This is a genomic window from Prevotella koreensis (assembly GCF_003977605.1).
Taxonomy (GTDB): Bacteria; Bacteroidota; Bacteroidia; order Bacteroidales; family Bacteroidaceae; genus Prevotella; species Prevotella koreensis.
This window is the reverse complement of the sequence record NZ_RYYU01000001.1, coordinates 2,301,507-2,324,494: the sequence shown is the minus strand read 5'-3', so window position 1 is coordinate 2,324,494 and position 22,988 is coordinate 2,301,507. Positions and strand designations below refer to the sequence as shown.

Sequence of the window (22,988 nt, the reverse complement as noted above, 5' to 3'; positions counted from 1 at the left end):
GTGAGAAGGACAAAACACGAAACCACTATCCCATAAATACCACATCGTTAACATCTGTTTCTTTTCTATTCTTTTTTAGGCTTCTCACCAACATTTAGCCTAATAATATCATTCCAGCGTGTTGTAGGATTCGGACTCTTGAAATCGTGCTTAATGGCATTGGCAAAAACATCGGCCTTACCTTTGCCGTCTTTTTTAGTGTATTGCTGACTACCTATTACGACAGTTTCCGAACCGTTCATGCGGTTGATGCGGTCAACCACTTCATCAAGCCGTCGCATCTTCTGAATCTTTTCCACATTATAATCGAATAGGTCTTGTTGTATTGCCGAGTCAGGAGAAATACCCATAACTATCACACCTGCTTTTTTGTACTGAAAGCCTTGTATAAACATACGCCTAAGCACATCGTTAGCGGCCTGTACTATTTTTATTGTGCTGTTCGTTGGTGTGATGAGCCGTGTTTCTTGGAAGTTCCAGTATTGTGCAAGGTCTTCACGGAAGACATTCGTGTTGATAAATACCCCAACGATGCTTGCCACGGTTTTTTGAATCCTAAGTTTTTCGGCACAGCGACAGGCATAGTTGGCCACATGGCTACGCAACGTTTCATAATCGCTTACCATACCATTGAACGAGCGACTGGTGCATATTGACTTTTTCTTTGTCAGCACCTCGTTTGGCATAACATCCTCACCGTTTAACTCCTGCCATGTCCTTATAATATTTATATTATTAAATGTCTGTCGCACCCAATCCTTATGATGTCTGGCAAAATCTAATGCAGTCTTCATTCCGTATGACTGCAATTTGGCAGCATACCTTCTGCCAATCCCCCACACATCTTCTATACTGCACCATTCCAATGCCTTCTCGCGTTTGTAGTCATTGTCTATTATACAGCAATGTCTGTAAGCATCGTATTTCTTAGATAATCTGGAGGCTATCTTTGCCAAAGTCTTATTGGGTGCCATACCTATACTGACATAGATACCCACCTCCTGCCTTACCCTTTTGTGCAATGCCTCGCCCCATTTCTGCAATCTTTCCTCCCCTATTCCGTCAAGATACATAAAGCACTCATCTATTGAATAGCGGAAGTAGGCAGGTGTCTCTTGTCGGATTATGCTTATCGTGAATTTCAAGAGAAATGGCAACACAGATGAAGCCGTGTACTTTCTCAATTCTATAAAGAATCGAGATATTGTTTGGGTTTTATACGATGATATTTATGGAAAGCTTCTGTAAAATGGCTGAGATTGGCGTATCCGACTTTATAGCCCACTTCAGACACCGAGTAAAGACGGGTGGATAGCAGGCACTTTGCCCATTCCATCTTTTCGGATAGGGCATACTCGGCGATAGCTTTTCCGATAACCTGTTTGAAACACTTTTGTAATTTGGAGCTGCTCATATTGGCTTCACGTTCCAGTTCGGGAATGCTCGGTACATTGTTCAAACTTTGTAAAATCTGACGACGGCCCCGGAAGACAGCCTCCACATCGTTCAAATTCAAGTTGGAAAGAGATTTTACCTCCGAACGATTTTCGAGTTTTTCAAGGAATATCGTCAGCAATTCTATTGCCTTCCCGTGCAGATGGGGGGGGGAGAAAGGCGCATCGCTATTGGTTATCGCCTTGATACCGTCCAATACTTGTTGCATCGCATGTGTGATAGTCTCGAAGAGATAAAAAGACTTGTCCGACCAGAGCAACCAACCGATATAGGTTTCGTGAGCCATATCCATTTGCTCTATCCAGTCTTTGTTGAAGGTCAATGTGATGTTTTCATACTGTCGTTTGGGAGCGAAAGTCCATTCCGTAGGGATATTGCTTGAAGGCATAAAGATACCGTCGAGCGTGCCCCCCCCGACCGTTTTTGTGCTTGTGCCGATAATCTGCTCGTGTTTATGCTCGTTGCTGTAGAACGTCACGGGAATCCATTTTGAGTTTTCTACCGAGCGATGCACCATTGTCATCGGTTCGTACGACATGAAACTTATAAGGTCAATGTGAGCCATGACAACGGGTAGTATTGCTTGAAAAATCCGTTGCCGATTGAAGGCGGAACGGCAAAACCGTTATCCGTTACCGATGTGCCGAATTACTCAGCAACCATCTCCATCCAATCTTTTGGCTTATTGATTGCACAAAATTCTATGGTCATATGCGTTCTATTAATGCATTTTTTTATTGTATACCATTATTAGGTAGTGCTATTTATTATTAGTCCAACTCTGTCATTATCTATGTATAAATCGTGGTCTCGTTCTCCTCCCTCAAATGAAAAAGGTCTTGTTTCTCTTGGCAAACCAGCTTCTGCATATTCTCTGATTCTACCAGGCAATATTAATCTTGGGCAACGATAATAAACATCTCGACAAAAGTCTCTGTAATAACGAAAATGCATATTGTCTGATAGAATTTCTTCAAAAAAATGAGGAAACAATTCTACTTCATAAAAAGCTTCGTCTTGAATCTGGTGCTCTCTATGGGGAAAGATCAAGAACTCCGAAAGCCCTCTGTAATAATTTTTCGTTAGCTCTCTAAATAGCTCTTCATCAAATGGAATGTTGTCATTGAACGGATCATAATAGTTGCACTTAACCTTTTTGTAAAGATCATATGAGACACATGCAACCGAAAAATTAACAGGGATTTCACCTTGTTGGGATTGATCCTTATGTTTTTGCATATTTCTGCATCCGCCCGAATAGCCTTTAGCCTCAATAGCGAATATATTTTCATTGGATTTATAAGCAAGTAAATCCGGTCGACAACCCTTAATAGGTATATTCCTTAACCTCATTGCAGCTTCATAATTCACGGTGAAAATACTCTGATCTATTCGTTTTGAAAGAAAATCTGCAATGGCTTTCCCTGCAAGATTAGAAAAATGACTTTTTTCTGTAGGATCCGAGAGTTGAATTGGTGGCTCTGAAAAACGGTCTTCATTAAAAGCCCTTTTTTGTATATAATAGCTATAACTCCAATACATACCAACGAATCGAATAAATTTCTGTAGACAAGGAGCATAAGCTTGTCCGGCAATCGCTAAATGTTTAGCAAAAGCAAGTCGTGTCATTGGGAATGTCTTAGGGGTTAGTTCCCCAGTGTGATTTTTGTATTCAACTTCTATTCTCATTGCGTTTTTATATTAATTATTGATATAAGTGAAGCAACTGCCTTTGCCGCCAGTCGCTCCGCCACTTTAATGAAATTACGGATATTCCTCATTACCACTGTCGTTCGGCTTCTCACCTTTCTTGGGTTTGGCCGTCGTTTGCTCGTAGCTCACATCGGTAAGTGTAAAGTATTTCTTCGATGGGCTGAGACGTACAACCGGTTTCTCGATATGCTTCTGCACATTAAAAACCTCGCCTTTAGGGACGGATTTACTCTTGAATGAAGGTTTGAGCGTACCTAAATCACCAAATTCTACGATGTCGCCATTTGCCACGATGTCTCTGGCAATCTCGGTGGCGTAGTTCAATACGGCTTCCACTTCCTGACGGTTGAATGTAGTCGATTTCGCCACACGCTCACAGAAATTGCGGAAACTCACTCGATGTCTACCCGTTGGCTGGGCTATTTGCACGACTTTACCGGCATTTGCACCGATGTTCAATTTGCGTTCTACAAGAACGAACTGTGAAGGTTTGTTAGCCATAATTCAATAGTTTTTCCTCCTCTGCCGAAGTCGGAGGTATAGGCTTTCAGCAAAAGCTTTTTGTTAGATAACGCAAATGTACTTGATTTATTGCAAAAACCCAATAGTGTCCTAAATAATTTTTGTTAAAACACATACAAAGTTGCATCAAATCATATGATTTGACATATTTTGTTCCAACGTCAAACAGCACATACCCCCTATGTTTCAAATTCGTTCTCAGGCGGTGGTGTGAATGGCTTGTTAATCCATTTATACAGGTCGATTTTCGTAAATGTGTTGAGCCTTAGCGATGAAACAAGATTCGAAAAGTGCCATTTGTATGTTGCCTGCTGTTTGAGCACGGCAAAGAGCAATATTGTGATGAGTGCCGTCCATATCTGTATCTCTACGGCATTTGATGATGTTCCGACAAAACTCTTTATATGAAAGTTCTGCTTTAGGTTTCGGAAGAAGACCTCAATATCCCATCTTGCCTTGTACAACCCGGCAATTGTTCCTGCGGAAAGTTTCATGTTGTTGGTGAGTAGTTCTATTGTAAATCCGTGTTCTGCATTGTACACGGCAATTCTCCGTATGGGCTTGGGGTATTGTTCGGCTGTTTCGTTTCCTTTGAGTATCGCTATCTCATCAATGAGTATTTCCGGATAAGCGTTGTCAGGCAAGTCACGTTCTTCAATTCGCTTATAAACCGGGTTGTCCCTGACTCTGACTACAAAGAACACCTTTATGCTGTCCCAAATGTTCAGAAGACGCGTGTCAAAGTATCCTCTGTCGCTCACAACGATACTGCCGGGCTTTACCTCTACATGCCTTGCGGCCGTATTATCTGCCACCTTTCCATCCGTAATATGCACATATTCTGGAAGCAGCGTCATGAAATTCAGTAACGTGTGCAGTTTCACGGCTCCCTTTGAATGGGTGTAGTGCGCCCAATCGTACACCTCGGCACAAAGTGTGATAATTGTGGAATCAATGACATAGACGGCATTCTTGAAGCGGAACTTACGTCCCGAGAATCGAACCTGCTGTCCGAAATGATTCAGCAACTTGTAATAGCATTCGCGAAAGAATGCGCAGGAGCGTTTCTCATTCTGATAAGCGATGTTTGACTTCGAGGGAGAGCGGAGAATACCCAAATGATTCAGGTTGCCATTGGCGGAGTGCAGACCGTTACTTATTTCACACAAGGATACGCAGTCGGCGAACTGACAGAATATCATGCTCACGAGGTGACTCCATGTGTTAAAACCCTTGGAATATTTGTCCGTTCCATGCTTTTTAATCATAGATTTGATAAATCTTTAGGTATCTGTTGGATTATTTGAGCGAAAGTATTATCTTTGCCATGAAAGAAGTTTTGGTTTTTAACGAACACTATGATAATACTTTTTTGCTTTAGTGAAAACAACTTCCTTCATTTTTTTGAAAATTATTTAGGACACTATTGGTTTTGCAGAGGTCTTTTTAGACGAGTTCGGGACAAAAAGTCATCATAACAATTAGTTTACTATTAATGATAATATGTTTTATACAATATCATTAAGTTCTTTTCGCCAATCATTTTTATTATAAATGACTATGCAATGAAAATGTATCGATAAGCAAAATGGGCGAAATTGCAATGCAAAATGGGCGAAATTGAATTTCAATTTGGGCAAATTTGCAAGGTAATTTCGCCCAAATTGCTGTGACGTAGCATTTAAGTAGGCAGTTTGTAGTTGCGGATTGAGGGGTAACGTGTGTACCTTTGCAACAAAAAACAAGGCTTATATGACAAAAATGTGCTTAAAATCCTTGCAACTGTCTAATAATCATTATCTTTGTTCTATTTATATTTTTATGGCAAAAAATCTGCTTTTATTGTGGCTCAAAATCGACTATAAAACGTGGTCATCTTAATGGTTGTCAACGCTGGTATTGTAAGTGCTGTAAGAGGAGTTTTGTCGGACATAAGCGTCTTACAAATAGCATTGTTAACAATCGTTATTCCAAGGGTAATCTTACAATCAAAGATCTATCAGAGGAGTACGGAGTTTCAACCAGGACTATTTATAGGAAACTCACCAAATCTTATAAAGAAGAACTGCCCAACCTTCTTGTTCGTCCGGTAGTGGTTTTAATGGATGTCACCTATTGGGGACGTAATTTTGGTGTAGTTATTATGAAGGATTCATTGTCTGGTGATGTACTTTGGTTTAAGTTTATCAATAGGCATGAACGTCTTGAAGATTACAAAGAGGGCATAAACTACTTGGAATTGCTTGGATATACCATTCAAGGTCTTGTATGCGATGGTTTTAAGGGACTTAGACAAACTTTCCCCAATTATAAATTCCAATTATGCCAGTTCCATCAAGTAATGACTATAAAGACAAAACTAACCTCAAGACCCAAACTTGAGGCTTCTAAAGAACTGCTTGCAATATCCAAGATGTTATGTCATACGGACAAAGAGTCCTTTATTGGGGCTTTAGAAGAATGGTATACTAAATGGGAGGATTTTCTTAAGGAACGAACAACAACAGAAGATGGTAAATCACATTATACTCATAAAACTCTACGTAGTGCTTTTTTGAGCCTTAAAAGGAATATGTCGTGTTTGTGGACATACTATGATTACCCTGAGTTGGAGATACCAAATACCAACAATGCTATTGAATCACTTAATGCAGATTTAAAGACAAAATTGAACCTACACAAGGGAATCAGTACGGAAAGAAGAAAGATCTTCATTCAGGACTTTATAAAGTCCCATTCCCCTAAGAAATAAAAGGGGAATGGGAGTTTTTAAGCACATTTTTGTCATATAAGAGAGAACGACTCTAAAATAAGCACATTTTTGTCATATAAGCCAAAAACAATAATAACCTTTTTAAAGAATAAGAACTATGGCAATAAGATTCAGACTGATGCGTAACGGGATCAAGAGTGACAAAAACTACGGAAAATTCTTTGCTCACACAGTGAAAAACAGCGAAGTGACACTGGAGGAAATCGAACAGCAGATTCAAGAGAACTGCACGGCAAAAGCGTCGGACGTGAAACTGGTGATGAAGGAATTATTTGAGACAATAAAGCGGGCTATGCAGAACGGACATGTGGTGAACATGGGGGAGTTAGGGAAGATGTATATTGCCGTGAGAAGTGAGCCGGTAGAGTCGCCAAAGGATTTCCGAACAGATAAACATATCACCGGTTTTCGCTGTAAATATACGCCGTTCGGACGGAGATATGAGTGTGCCGAAGGGGAGAAAGCACGGAAAATACGGCGACTGATAACGGAAGGGTGTAAGGCAAAGAGAAGTTTTTAGAAAAGGAAAAACGATTTCTTAGACGGAAAGACAAAAAAGAGTTTTGACAGAAAGACAAAAATTACAAAAAGGCTTTGTGCTGAAAAGTTACCCCCCACCGTCTGATTAGACCGATTTGTCAGATTAGATCAATCAGACCGATTAGACTAATCTCGCTAATCACACAGAACAGACAAAGTCTTTCCCCACTTCCTCTATATACTCATACAGCCTCCTATAAAACCGATGTCGGGTCAGGGTGGCGACATCACCTATTATTATAAGTTTCATGCGGGCGCGTGTGATGGCGACATTCATGCGTCGCAAGTCATTGAGGAAACCTATCTGTCCTTGCTCATTGGAACGCACAAGGGATATTATTATTATGTCGCGCTCCTGTCCTTGGAAACCGTCAACGGTGTTCACGGTAATGAGCCTGCGGTATGGTTTGTAGAACTCGCGACGCTTAATTAGTTGTCGCAGATATTGCACCTGTGCCCTGTACGGTGAAATTATACCTACATCTATGTTTTCTTCGAGTATGCGTGCTCGCCCTATTTTCTCGAACAACTGTTGCAATGCACTCAATGTCAGTTCAGCCTCCGGTTTGTTTATTCTTCCGAACGACTCCCCAACAAATTCCTCATGATAAGGACGGCTTGACTTTTCATTATCAGATTGCTCTTCGTCGGAATCAGGCAGCGCGGTGGCAGAGTCTATCCAAACTATAGGGTTGTCATAATCGAGTATCCCACGGAATCGTACGGAGGGAGCACTCTCTATCTTACCACCATAGAACCACTCTGACGAGAAACGCATTATCTGCTCGTTCATTCTATACTGCACACGCAACAGGGTGACAGTCTCCGGGTGGTTTGCGGCAATTCGCTGCATCAATGTCTTATCGAGTCCACCATGCAGGGCAGCAAGACTCTTTATCGTAGGTGGCAACTGACAATGGTCGCCGGCAAGCACAACGCGCGAAACACGTCTTATCGGAATCCAACATGCAGCCTCGAGAGCCTGTGCCGCCTCGTCGATGAACAGGGTGGAGAAATGCATTCCGTGCAGAAGTCGATGACTGCTGCCCACCAATGTGGATGCTATTACGCGTGCCTCACCGAACAGTTCGGCATTGATACGTATCTCTATCTCGGCGGCTCGACTCTTCAGCCGTTCTATTTTCTGGTGAAAGCCATTGTCACCACGCTTACGATTATTACGCATTTCGCGTATTGTCTTACGCAGTTGCCACAGGTCAGGATATTCGGGGTGGGCTTCGAAGCGGCGTTCGTAAGTGAACGAGAGCATCTTATCATTAACTCTCGTGGGATTGCCGATACGCAACACATTGACACCACGGTCAATAAGTTTTTCACTAATCCAATCTACGGCCATATTACTCTGTGCACATACAAGTACCTGACTCTCACGCATCAGCGTTTCGTAGATTGCTTCGACAAGGGTGGTTGTCTTACCGGTACCCGGCGGACCATGTACTATATGCACATCCTTGGAACGCAACACTTCGTTTACGGCCATCTCTTGTGTGACATTGAGATATGAGAAACGCATTGGGGCGAACGAAAACTGCTCCGGTTTCATCTGTTGAGAATAGAAAAGGTCGCGCAGGTAGGACAGTCGATTATTCTTTGCTTTTATTACACGTTCGAGTGCAACAAACATCGCCCTGTAACTCGTCTCATCGAATGACAATTGTATTCCGACGTTAGCACTGCCTGTGATGTCGACAAGTTGTGCACTGTCGGGAACAGCAATTACCATTCGGTCACCATCAACATAACTCACCGTTCCCGTGAGATTGAAGAAACGGAGATGCTGTTGTGGTTTCTTCTCATCGCCAACGGTAATGGTAAAGAAAGCAACCGGACGACCGGGTTCGAAATTATGTTCGGTATCTTTTTCTGAGTTCCGATAGACCTCGATGCATCGCTGGTTCAGGCTATTATAGAAAGTTTTTCCGATACGCAACGGATACCATGCGTCACCACGCTTCATACGCCTCGCCAGTCCTTCTGCATCAGCCTGTTTACGGAATGCCTGCCGTTCCTCATCATATTCTATCTGTAACAGAAGATGTTGCTGTCTAAGACTATCTATCGGGCTTTCTCGGAACATATCGGATATGGAATAAAAAAAACATCACCTTCTCATTCGGGAAGATGATGTTTCACATGTATGGTAATAGATATTATTTATTCTTCTGTAGTTTCTCCCGCTTCAGCCTCTGCTTTCTTCTGGAACCAAGCCTTTGCGATGTTATCATCAGGAGTTACCTTGATGCACTTGTCAAAATAAGGGCCTGCTACTTCGAGGTCGTTCTTTGTCCAATAGTAATATCCCACTCGGCTGTATGAACTTCCGAGATAGTAGTTCTCGTTGTCGCTACGGTCGGCCTTATTCTCCAGAATGTTGATCACTTCAGTGAAATAAGGTATAGACTTATCGTCAAGTTCTGCGGAGAATGCAGCATTGGCTTTCTGGTATATAGACCAAACCTTTGCCTGCGGATACTTTGCTACCACTTGGTCGTAAACCGCTATAAGTTTGTTGAAGTTTGCATCAATATCGGAAGTGTTGTCAGCCTCCTTGGCTTTTTTGATTTTGTTGACATAGATGTCAGCGATGTCGCGATAGTCAGAGAGTTTGGCGTTAGGGTTCTTATCAAGATACATTGCACTGTACTCCAAAGCCTTGTCTTCCTGACCCATACCGTTGTAAGCATCTGCTATGTACTTGTATGGCATGATGTTAGAAGCATCAACGGAGAGTGCTTTCTCGTATTTTGCAATAGCATCTTCATAACGTTTGTTGCCGGCAAGAGCCAATCCATAGTAGCAAAGGTCGCCGGAGTTGCTGTTCTCACCTTCTGCTGCCATCAACTTCTCTCCATAAATCAGAGCCTCATCAAACTTCTCAAGTCCGATGGTGTTGATGAGTGCCAAACGAGTGAAAGAGATGTTGTTCGGATATTTGGACACACCTGCCTTTGCTACCTCAAGAGCCTTTTCACGTTTGCCCAATGAGGTTGCGGTAACGGAATATTCGGTAAGATGACTCTCCTCGAGTTTTGAAATGTCAGACTTAAGAAAGTATTCAAAAGCCTTTTCGTAGTTACCTGTGTTATAGAAAGAGTGTGCAGCCTCTGCTTCTATCGGGAAATCGGGCAAGTTCTTCTTCAATTCCATCAACATGCGCTCAGACTCTTCCGGATCGATTTTACGATATACGTTAGAGTAACTCATGTAAGCCTGCGGATTCTGCGGATCGAGTTCTATAGACTGACGGTACCACATTGCTGCGCCACCACCATCATCTTGCATAGCCTGAATATCACCTTTAAGTATATATGCGTTGCCATAGTTCTTGTTGCGTGATATTGCAAGGTCGGCATAATGGTTTGCCATTTCAAAGTTTTTCACTGTGAGGTAAGCATTACCGAGAGCAGTAAGAGCCTCAGGGTCTTTCTTGAAGGTCTTGTTGTAAACTTTTAGCAAATCCTTGGCAACGTTCTTGTCTGACGGGTTCGCCTTCAATTCTTTCATAATGGGCTCAAGCATGGTGTTGTAATCAACTTCCTGAGCATTTGCGGCAACCGACATGCTGAGCACGAGCGCACCGCTTACGAGATATTTCATTGCTTTCATATTCTAAAATTTAATAAGTACAACTTTGTGTAAACTCTCTCTGGTCTTACTTAATACAGTTATCTACATTTTCTTAATCCTGAAACTTATAGTGAGGAACAGGACTTATTAATTTCGCTTCACACTAACAGATTTTATCACAATATCGCCTCGGTATGGAAGCAGTCCCGATTTAAAGACAATGAGTTGTCCCTTCGGACTTGTGATATAGTTTGCAAAACTCCATGGGAGTGCCTTGCGTGGGTCAACCACGATGGCGTATATTGTTCTCACGAACGGATAGCGTCCGTCCAGCAAGTATGCCTGATATGGTTTCCAACTGTTCATTGGCGTTGCCTTTTCTTGCAACGATATAGACATTACATGAATATTCTTCTTGAATGTGGTGTTTGTGGAGTCGCGGCGGTCATTAAGCCAGTTAGACCCTATCACACCGATTGCATTTGGTGTCTTGTCAACATAATCCACAACATCTTTGCTGTTCTTTGCAGCATACATATACTCGCCTTCGATTGTCTTGCCTTCGAGCAGCGAATCTACGACGTATCTCACTGTAGCCGACTCTTTGTTGTCGAACACCAACTCTATCTTCCCGCGCTTGGAGCCTTCGTATATCTGACTCCAGTCGGTTACTTCTCCTCTTAGTATTCTCTTGATATCTTTCACCGTAATGCAGGTGTCATTATTCGTACGATTCACGATGAACGACAATCCATCATAACCTATCGGAAATACTTCGGGGATGCGGTTGTTCTTTCTTATATATGCAACCTCGTTTGGTTTCAGTGCGCGTGAGGTGAATAGCAGATTAGTCTTCATATCCGTTATCTGCTTCATGCCTTCAGTCTCATTGGTGTACTGCGCCTGAAGTTTGGCTTTGGGGAACTGGAACTCGAACTGTTCCCTAAGTTCTTCAATGATGGGACTAAAACTTTCATCGGCGACAAACTGAATTGTCCCCGATGAACGTGTGTCTGTTCTTCCGCTCTTGTCCTTCTTCCCGCTACACGAGAAGAAGAACAATGAGGGTAAGATCAATCCTACTATAATGTAGAATTTGGATTGTTTCATTTTCTGATTACTGAAGTTTGAATGTTACAGGCACAGTGTATTTAACATTAACTGCCTGACCGTTCTGTTTACCCGGAATCCATTTCGGCATGCTGCTTACCACGCGGGCAGCTTCTTTGTCGAGTGATTGGTCAACAGACTTCACTACTTTGACATTTGAAATTGAACCGTCCTTGCCGACAACGAACTGCACGATAACACGACCCTGCACACCATTTTCCTCGGCCAATACCGGATACTTGATGTTGCTTGCAAGGTATTGCATAAGTGCACCTTGTCCGCCGGGGAACGAAGGCATCTGCTCAACAACGTCGAACACCTTGGTTGCGACTTCTTGTTTCACTTCTTCCTTTGGTTCCGGATCAACCTTAATGTCATTACGGATTGCCTCCATAGTACGGTCTTTGGTACCTTCCTGATCAACGTTGCTGACAGCGACTTCCTTATCAAGGTCATCCATTGCCTTCACCTGATTTTCCTCTTTCACGAGGTCGTCTTTCTTGATGACAGGAGCAGTGAACTTCTGTGATTCGCGAACCTCAGGAATTTCTTTCTTCTGTTCAACCTTAGGCTGAACCTTGATTTCTTCCTTCTTCTCTTTCTTGGCTGCATCCTGCAATTTCTGCAGTTCAAGAGCCTCAAGATACGCTTGGTTCTCTGCCTCAACCTTGTTCTGGTGAACCTTGTAAGCGAGACCGCCACCAACTAATGCAGCAACGATAATCAGTATCAGAAGGGCTTTGATGTTACGGCCGGATGTCCCCTTACGCAGTACGTATGCTCCGTAGGATTTGTTCTTGTCGGCGAACACCATATCGACCCATTTCGGATCGTAAAGATCTATTTTTGCCATTTCTTTCTTGCTTTATTATGATTTATCGTTACAATTGAACATTCTTTTCTTTGAGTATCTTCAAGTCATTGTCATTGAGTTTATCTATGACGTATGTTCCGATACTAAGAATTTGCATTTCGTCAAGAGCGTCAATCATATTATTGAACGTAGAGTTGTCAGTAGGCTTGATAACGACAGTCAGTGTAGGGATTTTCTCTGTTCCGAGATCACCTCTCTTTAACTTCGCGAGTTCTTTCTGATATATGCTATCAGGCCACTGTTTCGGATTCTGGCTGCGTTTCTGCTTCAATTCCTCAACAGCAAGAATTATGCGGTTTGCCGGTTTTGTACCATCTCCGATAGCGTGGTAACGCAACACGTCACGAATACCCTTGTTGCTCCATGTGGTCTCTTGCAACTCTTTGGCATTGCCTTCATCGTCATACTCGACATAGTAAATCTTGTTGTTAGCAGCAAGATATATAGTCACAGTCTGAGATGCCTTGGCCTCGTTCTTCTGCTCTTCCTGAGTTGTATCATCGTTGCTTGGCATAGTGAGTTCCATAGTACTCGGTTTGCTAAGCGTTGTACAGAGCATGAAGAATGTGATGAGAAGCATAAGCATATCCACCATTGGAGTGAAGTCCACACGGACATTCATCTTCTTCTGTTTGCTTTCTTTTTTTTGTGCCATATTAGTTGCCTCCCCTTACATAAGTATTTGCCTCTACCGACTTGCCGGCATCGAGTTGAGAAATCATGAAGTAATGACTTTCGTCCATGTCCTGAAGTTCGTTCATCACCTTTCTAATAGTCTTATAAGGTGTCTTAGCGTCTGCCTTCAGAGCAATTTTGATTTTGTCATTCACAGTACGCGCAGCATCAACCCATTGCTGGAATTCGCTCATACCGCCTTGAATAGAATCGAGAGGAATACCCTCCGACACAATCATCTTGTTACGGTTTGCGCTTGGTTGCTGCAGATATGCACTAATTTTCGACATCGGAACTCCGAACATAGCCTCGGTTTTGAATGTCTCAATCTGCTTTGGAGTCAACGTTACGTTAAATCTTCCGGCCATATCTGACAAAGCATTACCGAGTTGGTCAGTGTTGTCGATGCTCATAAACACCTGGCCTTCGCCCGTAGGCTTGCCACTTGCGTCCTTTTCAGGACTTACCAATATTGTAAGGACTCCGTTTTCAGGCACCTTAATCTCCGATATAGAACCCGGGGTAATCACCTTCACCGGCTCGTTCTTTACGAACGTAGATGTCAGCATGAAGAAGGTGAGCAACAGGGTCATAACATCGGACATAGGCGTCATGTCTATCCAGATGTCACTTTTCTTAATTTTTACTTTACCCATAGCGATAAAATTTTAAAGGGTTAGCAAAAATTAAGCCTCTTCCGTATGGTTTGCTTCGTATGTCTGAGCGATAGAGTAACCAACCTCGTCGAGTGCAAATGTCAACTTGTCCACCTTGTTTGTGAAATAGTTGTAAGACACAACGGCGCACCATGAAGTACCGATACCGAATGCGGTGTTGATAAGAGCCTCAGAAATACCTTCTGAAAGAGCAGCAGAGTCAGCACCACCACCTGCAGACAGAGCAGAGAATGAGCGAATCATACCGATAACAGTACCGAGAAGTCCGGTAAGAGTACCGAGCGTAACGATAGTAGCGATAATCGGAAGGTTCATTGTCAGAGTAGGCATTTCAAGCTGAGTTGCTTCCTCGTGAGCCTGCTGAATCTTAGCAATCTTCTGTGACTTCTTCAAACCTGCGGTAGCCTCCATCTCCTTGTAAGCGCGGAGAGATGCCCCAACAACGTTTGCAACAGAACCCTTCTGTGCATCACAGAGTTGCTGTGCTTTTGCGAAGTCGTTTGCATTGAGAGCAGCCTTGATGTTAGCAACGAACTTAGGCAGTGCGCCCTTGCCGAATGCAGTCTTCAGAGCGAGCCAACGCTCGATTGACATGGCGATTACAGTGAGCAACAGTGAGTGGATAACAGGCACGATGATACCGCCCTTAAAGATTGTTCCCCAAACGTCAATCGGACTGTTTGCAGAGTCGCCATCCTGGAAGTGCATTCCATTTGCGAACCATGTGTAGAACAAAGAGAAAGCGATAATAGCGCAAACGATGATGATCCAGAATGCACCTCTTACTCCTGTGAAGCCCTGAGATTTCTTAGGGCTTGCGGTCTTTTGTGTACTTGCCATAATTTAAATGTTTAATTTTAGTTGTAAATAATTTAAGTTGTTAATAAATTCCTATTTAATCCAGAACATAGTCTGATTCTGCCAGTATGCTACAAATACTGTAAGAATAGTTGCGCAAAGATAATAAATAATGGAAAAATATCGCTGCATTTAATAAGTTTTAACAACAAATCAGTCTGCTTTTTTTGCAATACAGATGATTTTGCAACTCTTTTTCCGTTGTTTTATTGTCATTTCTATATTGTGAATGTTTCTTCTTATGTCTTTTTTCGCTTATATTTTGCCACATTGATTAATATGGCTTATTGACAAGACGAATTAGACAGATTGCAGCGATTCCGTAATATCATTATTCTGCTCTATCTGCTTGCAAAAGTAACACTTTTTATTCTTTAAAACGAAAGAATTGTTTTTTTATTTCACCTTTTCATTGAAAAAGCGAAAAAAACAGCCGCTTGGATTCCCAAGTTTTCATTATAGGTTTTCCAAGCGGCTATAGTTATGACTTAGGTTCACAGGTGCAGGTTGTGCCCCATACGGTTTTTCTTTGTACGAAGGTACTTTATGTTATATTTATTAGGTGTCATTTCTATTGACACATTCTCTATGATTTGCAGTCCGTATGCTTCCAACCCTACTCGTTTTACCGGGTTATTCGTCAGCAGTTTCATCTTCCGAACACCAAGTTTCATAAGTATCTGTGCACCGCAACCATAGTCACGCTCGTCCGGTTTGAATCCGAGATGCACGTTAGCCTCCACCGTGTCGAGTCCCTCTTCTTGCAGTTTGTAAGCGGCAATCTTGTTCATCAATCCGATACCTCGACCTTCTTGCTGCATATATACCACCACGCCTTTGCCTTCTTTATCTATCATCTGCATTGATTTGTGAAGTTGTTCACCACAGTCGCATCGCATGCTGCCGAGAATATCTCCTGTTGCACAAGAAGAGTGTACGCGCACCATTACCGGTTCTCCTTCGTTCCATTCGCCTTTTACAAGTGCGAAATGTTCTAACCCATTGCTTGTCTGTCTGAAAGGAATAAACTTAAAATGACCATATTGTGTCGGCATATCCACCGTTTCGCCCATCTCCACGAGCGAATCTTTCTTCAGACGGTAGGCAATCATATCTTTTATGGTGATTATTTTCAGTTGATGTTCTTTCGCGAACTCAATCAGTTGTGGCATACGTGCCATTGTTCCGTCATCGTTCATAATCTCCATCAACGCTCCGGCAGGGTACAGACCGGCCATTTTACACAGGTCTATCGCAGCCTCTGTGTGACCACTGCGCTTCAGCACTCCGTTCTCTTGTGCATATAGAGGGTTCACGTGTCCCGGTCGTCCGAACGTCTGAGGAGTGCTGTTCGGGTCGGCAAGTGCTCTTATTGTTGCACATCGATCGTGTATTGACACACCGGTGGTGCATCCGTCCAGTTTATCAACGGTAACTGTGAATGGCGTTCCGAGCATGGATGTATTGTCTGCGACCTGACGTGGCAGGTCGAGTTCCTCACATCTCGATATTGTTATCGGCACACAGAGCACTCCACGCGCTTCTTTCAACATGAAATTCACCATCTCCGGGGTTATCTTTTCTGCTGCACAGATGAGGTCACCCTCGTTTTCGCGATCTTCGTCATCCACTACGATGACAAATTTTCCCTCGCTAAAGTCTTTTACAGCGTCTTCTATGCTGTTAAGTTTAAAATCTTGCATATACATTATTATTATAATAAGGTAGGAATCATTTAATTTATATTATAGAATTTAGGACAATGTTATTTTGGCGACATATCCCCTATTCTTTTTATTATATTCTCGTTAGTGCGCTTTATTACGCGCAGGTCTCGGTATAAGCGGAAACGGAATTGACACATTCTGATGTATAGAATGATGCCCAATGGGAAGAATATGGCCGCAGATATATTGAGCCATTTCCGTTCGAACGGCCGCGTGTGGGCTGTCAGTGACATGATAGGATAGTTGTTCAATTCTGTCAATATCACCTTGTCGCGCGTGTTCGAGAGGTCTTCTATCACTTCGTCAAGGCGTTCACCGATATTCTTTATCGCATTATCAGGCTGATATTTGAAGAACACCTTTATCAGCCCCGGCAGCCTCATGAGATGATGTTCGTGGGCGTATGTTGTTATTTCCTCACTTATTGCTGCCAACGAATTGCTGTCATCGTGATAATTCGGGTCGTTTATTATCACCTCTTTTCTCACGATGTTACGCTTTATACGCATACCAAACAGACGCATGAAGAACTCGCGGTAAGCATCAATGTTGAACACCACCGAATCGTTATTCGCTTTGTAGGTGAAGAATATGGCGAGAGGTGTGAGCACGGCGGTGGCAATACCCTTGCCGAACCATACCGCCCACATACCGCCACGTGCCATTCGGTAGCCGGTGTTGTCGAAAATATAGTACACGATGAACACAATCACAGATATTATCACCGGAACACCAAGCCCACCCTTGCGGATAATGGCACCGAGAGGAGCACCGATAAAGAAGAATATCAGGCACGAAAGGGCTTGGGTGAATTTGTTTATGGCCTCAATCTGGTGTTGTCTTATCAAGCGGTCGCCATCAGATGTCACCATAGCACGGAAGTCCACTTCCGATATTTCTGTCTGCACCCTCATCATAGCATTGTTTACGGCACCAAGTTTTTCATCAGCAGTCATTTTCGAGAATACCGAGTCAATGTTGAACGATTTCGTTCCGGCCATATCTTCGGCTCTCTTTCTGTCAATTGTTTTTTCTTCAAAAGCATTCTCGGTGTTTCCAATTACCATCGCCAAGGTGTTGTAATATGCTCTTCCGATGCTGTCGTATGTCTGATTAAGCGAATCGAGGTCGCGCTTTATGCGGTTCAAACTCTTACCCCTTGCATTGTTAGACAGTGCACTGGCATCAGCAAGGTTGAAGTCAGAGTCGAAGTCAAATACTATTCTTTTCCTCGTGAAAGTCTCTCTACGATATGGTACCGAAGCGTTATCAGACAGTTCCGAGTTCCTCATGTTTTCAAACCACTCGCCGGTCCATAGGTTCAGCAACAGGTGTTTTTTATCTGCCGTTGCCTGCAACATCCCCGAGTCGGCGAGTATTATGGCTGCATCTTCGAAACTGTCGGTCATTCGATAGATCATTATCCCATACAGTTTTCCTGTCTCGGTATCTTTTTTCTGTACATAGAGATTGCTGCCCGGTATGCCATCATAGAACACTCCTTCGGGTATTTCCAATTCCGGACTCTTCTGTTTCATTGACAGCAGTAGTTGCGCGAATGACATATTGGCACTCGGTGCCACAACATTCTGAAAAAAGAATGAGAGCAGTGCGATAAGAGTAACGATTACCATGAGCGAGCGCATAGACTGCAACAGTGATATACCGGCTGCCTTTATCGCCGTTAGTTCAGAACTTTCTCCAAGGTTTCCGAAAGTGATAAGAGACGACAGGAGTATCGCCAACGGTAACGCCTGAGGCACAAGCATAATCCCCATATACCAAAAGAATTGCGCCAACACGTCTATCGTGAGCCCCTTACCAATCAACTTGTCTATATATTGCCATAGGAATTGCATCATAAGCACAAACTGACTTATGAAGAATGTACCGACAAAAAGCATAAGAAATTGCCGGATTATGAAAACATCAAGTTTCTTAATTCCTATCATTTTGCCTGCAAAGGTAGTGTAAAATGAGCGTAAGACAAAATTATTTCAGACAAAAAGACATATAGTATTTGACAGAAAGACTCATTATTAATAGAAAAAGAATCTGTCTTTATGTCTAAAAAAGCATGAAAAACTTGTTTCTTTGGATTTCGATTTGTATTTTTGCAGAAAATTAAATGACAACAAGCATGACAGATAACATAACCGGCGAATATCGTCGTCACGGCCGAATAGAAGTGGTGTGCGGCTCAATGTTCTCAGGAAAGACAGAAGAACTGATACGCAGGCTCAAGCGAGCGAAGTTTGCAAGACAACAAGTAGAGATTTTCAAGCCGGCAATCGACACGCGATATTCAGATGCCGATGTTGTCAGTCACGACCAGAACTCAATCCCGAGCACGCCCATCGACTCCTCTGCATCGATACTCCTGTTGGCAGGCGAGAACGAGGTGATAGGCATTGACGAGGCACAGTTTTTTGACGATGGTCTCATAGACGTTTGCAACGAACTTGCCAACCGCGGCATAAGAGTCATTGTGGCGGGTCTCGACATGGACTTCAAAGGTACCCCCTTCGGCCCGATTCCCGCATTGTGTTCCATTGCAGATGACGTGCAAAAGGTACATGCAATCTGCGTGAAGTGTGGTTCACAGGCTTACGTCAGTCACCGTCTCGTAGAAAGCGACAAGCGGGTGCTGCTCGGTGAGACACATGAATACGAACCACTGTGCAGAGAATGTTACAAGAATGTGTCGAAAGAAGAAAAGACACAAACCCGAAATACTTAAAAATAAGACAATAAAGTGTTAGAACAAAAGATTACATTCGACAAACTGGTACGATGGATCATAACGGCATCGATAATAATTGCCGTAATACTCACCATCAACTACCTCAGCAGCGTGTTGCTGCCTTTCTTCGTGGCATGGATGCTTGCATACCTGCTCTATCCCCTTGTGCATTTCACCCAATACAAACTCCATGTGCCTACGCGCCCACTAAGCATCGTGGTGACACTGATATTCGTCCTTGCTGTGCTGTTCGGGGTCTTCTATCTCATCTTCCCGCCGATGATGCATCAGTTTGAAAAACTGGGCACACTGATAACACAATACATACAGAACAACACCGAAGCCAACAACATCTCGCAGGCAATACAACATTGGGTGCGAGATAATTACAAACAGATAGAGGGCTTCCTGAGACAGAAAGATGTGACTGATGCCATAAAGGGCGTTATGCCAAAGGTTTTCAATATGCTCGGACAGACTGCCGACATCATTATCAGCATCGTAGCATCACTCATAACATTGTTGTATATGTTCTTTATCCTGCTTGATTACGAGTACTTAACACGCAACTGGATTCGTATTTTCCCAAAGAATAGCCGGCCTTTCTGGTCGGGATTGGCAAGCGATGTGAAACGAGAAATGAACAACTATATCCGCGGACAGGGACTCGTGGCACTTGTAATGGGCATATTGTTCTGTATCGGATTCACCATCATTGACTTTCCTATGGCGATAGGTCTCGGAATACTTATCGGAATAATGGACCTCGTGCCATATCTTCACACCTTCGCACTCATTCCCACAGTGTTCCTTGCTCTGCTGAAGGCAGTTGACACCGGACAAAATTTCTGGGTCATTCTTGCATCTGCCGTCGCAGTTTTTGCCATTGTGCAGATAATCATCGACCTCATCGTGACACCACGCATCATGGGAAAGGCAATGAAACTGAATCCCGCCATATTGCTCCTTTCACTGTCTATCTGGGGTGCATTGCTCGGATTTATTGGCCTTATCATTGCCTTGCCACTAACAACAATTATCATGGCATATTATAAACGTTATGTTACGAAAGACGAAGAAATAATAGAGGAAAAAGTCACCGAGAAAGCAATTGCAGACGAAAAAACGCAAAAAGATTCCAAATAATTTTGCTATTTTAAAAAAACAATGTACCTTTGCAACCGCTTTTCACAAGAATAGCATATATGGAGATCCGTTAGCTCAGTTGGTAGAGCACAACACTTTTAATGTTGGGGTCTTGGGTTCGAGCCCCAAACGGATCACAAAGAACGAGAGGAAACACCTCTCGTTTTTTGTTTTCACTAAGACTATGCTCCTCCGAAAATCATTGTACTTGTATATTCTAAACTTTCAATTCTATAACAACAATACACAAAAAGGAAGAAGTCAGACAACCGATTTACAGTTATCTGACTTCTTCTTTTGTCGGGATTACTGGACTCGAACCAGCGACCTCGCGCCCCCCAGACGTGTGCGCTACCAACTGCGCTAAATCCCGAACAGATATTGAACCGCCACGGAGGTGGCCTAATTCACGTGCAAAGGTATGGACTTTTGATGAGAAAAACAAATATTTGAAGATATTTTTGTTTTTCTGCATGCAAATTGGAAATAAATATTATCTTTGCGACACAGGGAAAGGAATATCAATATCTGTAACATAAACCACAATGAAGCATTTTATATCATTCGTAATAATACTATCGTCATGCTGCTGTCTCTCGTGTGCCAAAGGACAAGCCGGAGTAACGGAAAATGGGAATATCGCGAAAGAAGAAATAACGACAACCGCCGACTCTACGCCATACACCCGATTCGACGTTCCGAAAGGCTATAAACGCGTGGAGACAAATACCGGCAGTTTCGCCGAATATCTGCGAACAATGCCACTGAAACCACGCGGAACCGATCTGCGCTACTACAATGGCACAATAAAAAGCGAGCATTACGATGGTGGAGTGGCCGACCTCGATTTCGGTTATCAGAGCACAAACCAATGCGCTGATGCCGTAATATTCCTCCGTGCACTGTATCTTTGGCAACAGAAGCGTTACAACGAAATACACTTCAACTTCACTAACGGCTTCCGAGCCGACTATAGCAGATGGGCAAATGGCGACCGTATCGTGGTGAACACAAAGACATGGCACTGTTCATGGGCACACAAGAAAGGGAAAGACTACGGGTACCCAACATTCAGAAAGTACCTTGACATCGTCTTTAACTATGCAGGCACGCTGTCGTTGGAAAAAGAACTCACGCTCGTAACAGACAACAAGATAGAAATCGGCGATGTACTCATCAACGGCGGTTCGCCCGGCCATACCGTAATAGTAGTTGACAAGGCAGTAAGCACAACAGACCCGACCGATGCCGTATATCTCCTTGCACAGAGTTTCATGCCGGCTCAGGAAATAGAGATTTTCAACAAATGGTTCCATATCAATCCAAGCGAGAAATATTTCGAGTCACCCAGTTGGGTATTCAAGGGCAATTACCACAGACGTTTTGCCAACGAATAATCCCCGCAAGAACGCATTATAAAAAGCAATTTGGGCGAAATTGAAAAGTAATTTGGGCGAAATTGAAAAGCAAAATGGGCGAAATTGCTTTTCAATTTCGCCCATTTTGTAATGGTACATATAACGAAACGGAATCTGACAGACCGTAAACTGCTGCGCATAGTGTCGTCAGTCAAAGTCTGCCGACGGAAAATAACATCTATGCTGTGTGTTAATGAGTTCCACGAGAGGCTTCAGTCGCATATCCACTATCGGCATGTGGCAGTAAACAGCCTGCTGCGCATCATATTGTTTCCTGCTTCCTCGTTCTATAAGTTCCTTCACGTTGGGCGGCACAAGAAATGATGCACGTTCGCCGATACGAGAGAAAATGTCGTTCTGGAAATTATATATTGAAATCAGGTCGTAGTCGGCAAAATGTATATATTGATTGCCCAGCATTTTCAACCAACGCCCCAGTTCACTTCCTTGCGGATGTCTGTGTACAAACAGGATTTTCCTTTGTGGAAAGAGATTCTGGAAACGGCGTATGCGATGGAATGTCTCTGCACTCTCCACACCGACAATAAGAATGTCGCGTGGTACGCTGAATATCTTATACTCATATATATACATATATGTTCCGCGTGGAGGATTGATGAAAAAATGCACCCCGCCCACCTGAGCCTCAATCGGCTCTACGGAAGTAACATAAAATCCTTCCATAGGACTTGGCTTTGCATATCTCAACTCCTGCACCTGCTCTGCCACTTCTGTCTTCGGCATATCATCAACTTCTGCGAACCTGAAATCGTGAAAACTTTGCAAGTCTTGTATGCTGAGTTTCTCCGAAAGAAAATCTTTCAGCAGTTCCATGCTTGAAGCCTTGAATGTAGTTCGCGCACCATGTTGCGTTGCCGGTATCAACACTCCATCACGTTTCATCCTGTCAAACAATCGGGTCTGCGTCTCGCTTTGTGTCAACTCCTCTCCGTTATACAATGCGAGCAGACGTTTCAATGCGCCCATAGTCAGTTTTTGTCTTTTCATCACATATACCTATTAAGAAATAAACATCAGTCATCTAATTCATCGCAAATATATAAAAAAATATTTAAACAACATCTTTTTTTGTAACCAAATGTTATTTTACAACCAAAATTTAACATAAAAAACTATTTTTTAACACCGACATCTATCACAAGCAGAAG

Annotated in this window: 18 protein-coding genes, 2 tRNA genes and 2 pseudogenes; 6 read left to right on the top strand and 16 right to left on the bottom strand. The window is 43.0% G+C overall.

Features of this window, described 5'->3' with window-relative positions; translation table 11 throughout:
* Positions 1–65: 65 nt before the first annotated feature.
* The 5 genes and pseudogenes from EHV08_RS09970 to EHV08_RS09945 all read right to left on the bottom strand — a co-directional run bounded on the left by EHV08_RS09970 (position 66) and on the right by EHV08_RS09945 (position 5,047).
* On the bottom strand, positions 66–1,184 hold the full coding sequence (locus EHV08_RS09970; protein ID WP_238988062.1) for a DinB/UmuC family translesion DNA polymerase: 1,119 nt from the start codon (positions 1,182–1,184) through the stop codon (positions 66–68).
* A 2-nt stretch (positions 1,185–1,186) separates the two neighbouring features.
* Positions 1,187–2,166: pseudogene (locus EHV08_RS09960) on the bottom strand (helix-turn-helix domain-containing protein).
* Positions 2,167–2,205: 39 nt separating this feature from the next.
* Positions 2,206–3,144, bottom strand: a complete 939-nt coding sequence (locus tag EHV08_RS09955) for a hypothetical protein (RefSeq protein WP_088528990.1) — start codon at positions 3,142–3,144, stop codon at positions 2,206–2,208.
* A gap of 75 nt (positions 3,145–3,219) precedes the next feature.
* Positions 3,220–3,669, bottom strand: a complete 450-nt coding sequence (locus tag EHV08_RS09950; RefSeq protein WP_126679132.1) for an HU family DNA-binding protein — start codon at positions 3,667–3,669, stop codon at positions 3,220–3,222.
* A gap of 200 nt (positions 3,670–3,869) precedes the next feature.
* Positions 3,870–5,047, bottom strand: a pseudogene (locus EHV08_RS09945) (IS4 family transposase).
* Between the two features lie 432 nt (positions 5,048–5,479).
* Here EHV08_RS09945 and EHV08_RS09940 point away from each other — a divergent pair.
* Both EHV08_RS09940 and EHV08_RS09935 read left to right on the top strand, forming a co-directional pair.
* The gene (locus tag EHV08_RS09940; RefSeq protein ID WP_455430458.1) at positions 5,480–6,442 is read left to right on the top strand and encodes an IS256 family transposase, variant Zn-binding type; all 963 of its coding nucleotides are present in this window, start codon (positions 5,480–5,482) and stop codon (positions 6,440–6,442) included.
* A 118-nt stretch (positions 6,443–6,560) separates the two neighbouring features.
* Positions 6,561–6,983, top strand: coding sequence for an HU family DNA-binding protein (locus EHV08_RS09935; RefSeq protein ID WP_126679130.1), 423 nt, complete (start codon positions 6,561–6,563; stop codon positions 6,981–6,983).
* Positions 6,984–7,142: 159 nt separating this feature from the next.
* On the opposite strand, the gene EHV08_RS09930 is transcribed toward EHV08_RS09935, so the two are convergent.
* The 9 genes from EHV08_RS09930 to EHV08_RS09890 form a co-directional block, all read right to left on the bottom strand.
* A complete protein-coding gene (locus tag EHV08_RS09930; protein ID WP_126679129.1) occupies positions 7,143–9,101 on the bottom strand; it encodes an AAA domain-containing protein in 1,959 nt (652 codons plus the stop codon).
* A gap of 77 nt (positions 9,102–9,178) precedes the next feature.
* Entirely contained in the window at positions 9,179–10,630 is a 1,452-nt protein-coding gene (locus EHV08_RS09925) for a tetratricopeptide repeat protein (RefSeq protein WP_126679128.1), read from the bottom strand.
* A gap of 108 nt (positions 10,631–10,738) precedes the next feature.
* Positions 10,739–11,701: a PstS family phosphate ABC transporter substrate-binding protein gene (locus EHV08_RS09920; RefSeq protein WP_126679127.1), complete on the bottom strand. Its 963-nt coding sequence runs from the start codon at positions 11,699–11,701 to the stop codon at positions 10,739–10,741.
* Between the two features lie 7 nt (positions 11,702–11,708).
* Positions 11,709–12,554, bottom strand: a complete 846-nt coding sequence (locus EHV08_RS09915) for an energy transducer TonB (protein WP_126679126.1) — start codon at positions 12,552–12,554, stop codon at positions 11,709–11,711.
* Between the two features lie 28 nt (positions 12,555–12,582).
* Positions 12,583–13,230 (bottom strand): ExbD/TolR family protein, encoded by a 648-nt coding sequence (locus tag EHV08_RS09910; RefSeq protein WP_126679125.1) that lies wholly within the window; start codon positions 13,228–13,230, stop codon positions 12,583–12,585.
* Between the two features lies 1 nt (position 13,231).
* Complete coding sequence (locus EHV08_RS09905) at positions 13,232–13,906, bottom strand: ExbD/TolR family protein (RefSeq protein ID WP_126679124.1); 675 nt, start codon at positions 13,904–13,906, stop codon at positions 13,232–13,234.
* 30 nt (positions 13,907–13,936) lie between these two features.
* Positions 13,937–14,767: a MotA/TolQ/ExbB proton channel family protein gene (locus tag EHV08_RS09900; protein WP_126679123.1), complete on the bottom strand. Its 831-nt coding sequence runs from the start codon at positions 14,765–14,767 to the stop codon at positions 13,937–13,939.
* 512 nt (positions 14,768–15,279) lie between these two features.
* The gene (locus EHV08_RS09895) at positions 15,280–16,488 is read right to left on the bottom strand and encodes a bifunctional 3,4-dihydroxy-2-butanone-4-phosphate synthase/GTP cyclohydrolase II (RefSeq protein WP_126679122.1); all 1,209 of its coding nucleotides are present in this window, start codon (positions 16,486–16,488) and stop codon (positions 15,280–15,282) included.
* A 62-nt stretch (positions 16,489–16,550) separates the two neighbouring features.
* Entirely contained in the window at positions 16,551–18,464 is a 1,914-nt protein-coding gene (locus EHV08_RS09890; protein ID WP_126679121.1) for an LptF/LptG family permease, read from the bottom strand.
* Positions 18,465–18,652: 188 nt separating this feature from the next.
* On the opposite strand from EHV08_RS09890, the gene EHV08_RS09885 reads away from it, so the two are divergent.
* From EHV08_RS09885 to EHV08_RS09875, 3 genes are all read left to right on the top strand, one after another.
* Positions 18,653–19,252: a thymidine kinase gene (locus EHV08_RS09885; protein ID WP_126679120.1), complete on the top strand. Its 600-nt coding sequence runs from the start codon at positions 18,653–18,655 to the stop codon at positions 19,250–19,252.
* Positions 19,253–19,267: 15 nt separating this feature from the next.
* The gene (locus EHV08_RS09880) at positions 19,268–20,401 is read left to right on the top strand and encodes an AI-2E family transporter (protein ID WP_126679119.1); all 1,134 of its coding nucleotides are present in this window, start codon (positions 19,268–19,270) and stop codon (positions 20,399–20,401) included.
* Between the two features lie 64 nt (positions 20,402–20,465).
* Positions 20,466–20,538, top strand: a tRNA-Lys gene (locus EHV08_RS09875).
* Positions 20,539–20,701: 163 nt separating this feature from the next.
* On the opposite strand, the gene EHV08_RS09870 is transcribed toward EHV08_RS09875, so the two are convergent.
* Positions 20,702–20,774 (bottom strand) — tRNA-Pro (locus tag EHV08_RS09870).
* 172 nt (positions 20,775–20,946) lie between these two features.
* Here EHV08_RS09870 and EHV08_RS09865 point away from each other — a divergent pair.
* On the top strand, positions 20,947–21,798 hold the full coding sequence (locus EHV08_RS09865; RefSeq protein ID WP_126679118.1) for a DUF4846 domain-containing protein: 852 nt from the start codon (positions 20,947–20,949) through the stop codon (positions 21,796–21,798).
* A 168-nt stretch (positions 21,799–21,966) separates the two neighbouring features.
* Here EHV08_RS09865 and EHV08_RS09860 read toward each other — a convergent pair whose 3' ends face one another.
* Entirely contained in the window at positions 21,967–22,827 is an 861-nt protein-coding gene (locus EHV08_RS09860; RefSeq protein ID WP_126679117.1) for a hypothetical protein, read from the bottom strand.
* Positions 22,828–22,988: the final 161 nt, after the last annotated feature.

What these genes read in the sequence shown, in the direction of transcription:
- EHV08_RS09955 (WP_088528990.1), bottom strand. Translation starts at nt 3,144, where the DNA reads ATGAGAATAGAAGTTGAATACAAAAATCACACTGGGGAACTAACCCCT.
- EHV08_RS09950 (WP_126679132.1), bottom strand. Translation starts at nt 3,669, where the DNA reads ATGGCTAACAAACCTTCACAGTTCGTTCTTGTAGAACGCAAATTGAAC.
- EHV08_RS09935 (WP_126679130.1), top strand. Translation starts at nt 6,561, where the DNA reads ATGGCAATAAGATTCAGACTGATGCGTAACGGGATCAAGAGTGACAAA.
- EHV08_RS09930 (WP_126679129.1), bottom strand. Translation starts at nt 9,101, where the DNA reads ATGTTCCGAGAAAGCCCGATAGATAGTCTTAGACAGCAACATCTTCTG.
- EHV08_RS09925 (WP_126679128.1), bottom strand. Translation starts at nt 10,630, where the DNA reads ATGAAAGCAATGAAATATCTCGTAAGCGGTGCGCTCGTGCTCAGCATG.
- EHV08_RS09920 (WP_126679127.1), bottom strand. Translation starts at nt 11,701, where the DNA reads ATGAAACAATCCAAATTCTACATTATAGTAGGATTGATCTTACCCTCA.
- EHV08_RS09915 (WP_126679126.1), bottom strand. Translation starts at nt 12,554, where the DNA reads ATGGCAAAAATAGATCTTTACGATCCGAAATGGGTCGATATGGTGTTC.
- EHV08_RS09910 (WP_126679125.1), bottom strand. Translation starts at nt 13,230, where the DNA reads ATGGCACAAAAAAAAGAAAGCAAACAGAAGAAGATGAATGTCCGTGTG.
- EHV08_RS09905 (WP_126679124.1), bottom strand. Translation starts at nt 13,906, where the DNA reads ATGGGTAAAGTAAAAATTAAGAAAAGTGACATCTGGATAGACATGACG.
- EHV08_RS09900 (WP_126679123.1), bottom strand. Translation starts at nt 14,767, where the DNA reads ATGGCAAGTACACAAAAGACCGCAAGCCCTAAGAAATCTCAGGGCTTC.
- EHV08_RS09895 (WP_126679122.1), bottom strand. Translation starts at nt 16,488, where the DNA reads ATGCAAGATTTTAAACTTAACAGCATAGAAGACGCTGTAAAAGACTTT.
- EHV08_RS09890 (WP_126679121.1), bottom strand. Translation starts at nt 18,464, where the DNA reads ATGATAGGAATTAAGAAACTTGATGTTTTCATAATCCGGCAATTTCTT.
- EHV08_RS09885 (WP_126679120.1), top strand. Translation starts at nt 18,653, where the DNA reads ATGACAGATAACATAACCGGCGAATATCGTCGTCACGGCCGAATAGAA.
- EHV08_RS09865 (WP_126679118.1), top strand. Translation starts at nt 20,947, where the DNA reads ATGAAGCATTTTATATCATTCGTAATAATACTATCGTCATGCTGCTGT.
- EHV08_RS09860 (WP_126679117.1), bottom strand. Translation starts at nt 22,827, where the DNA reads ATGAAAAGACAAAAACTGACTATGGGCGCATTGAAACGTCTGCTCGCA.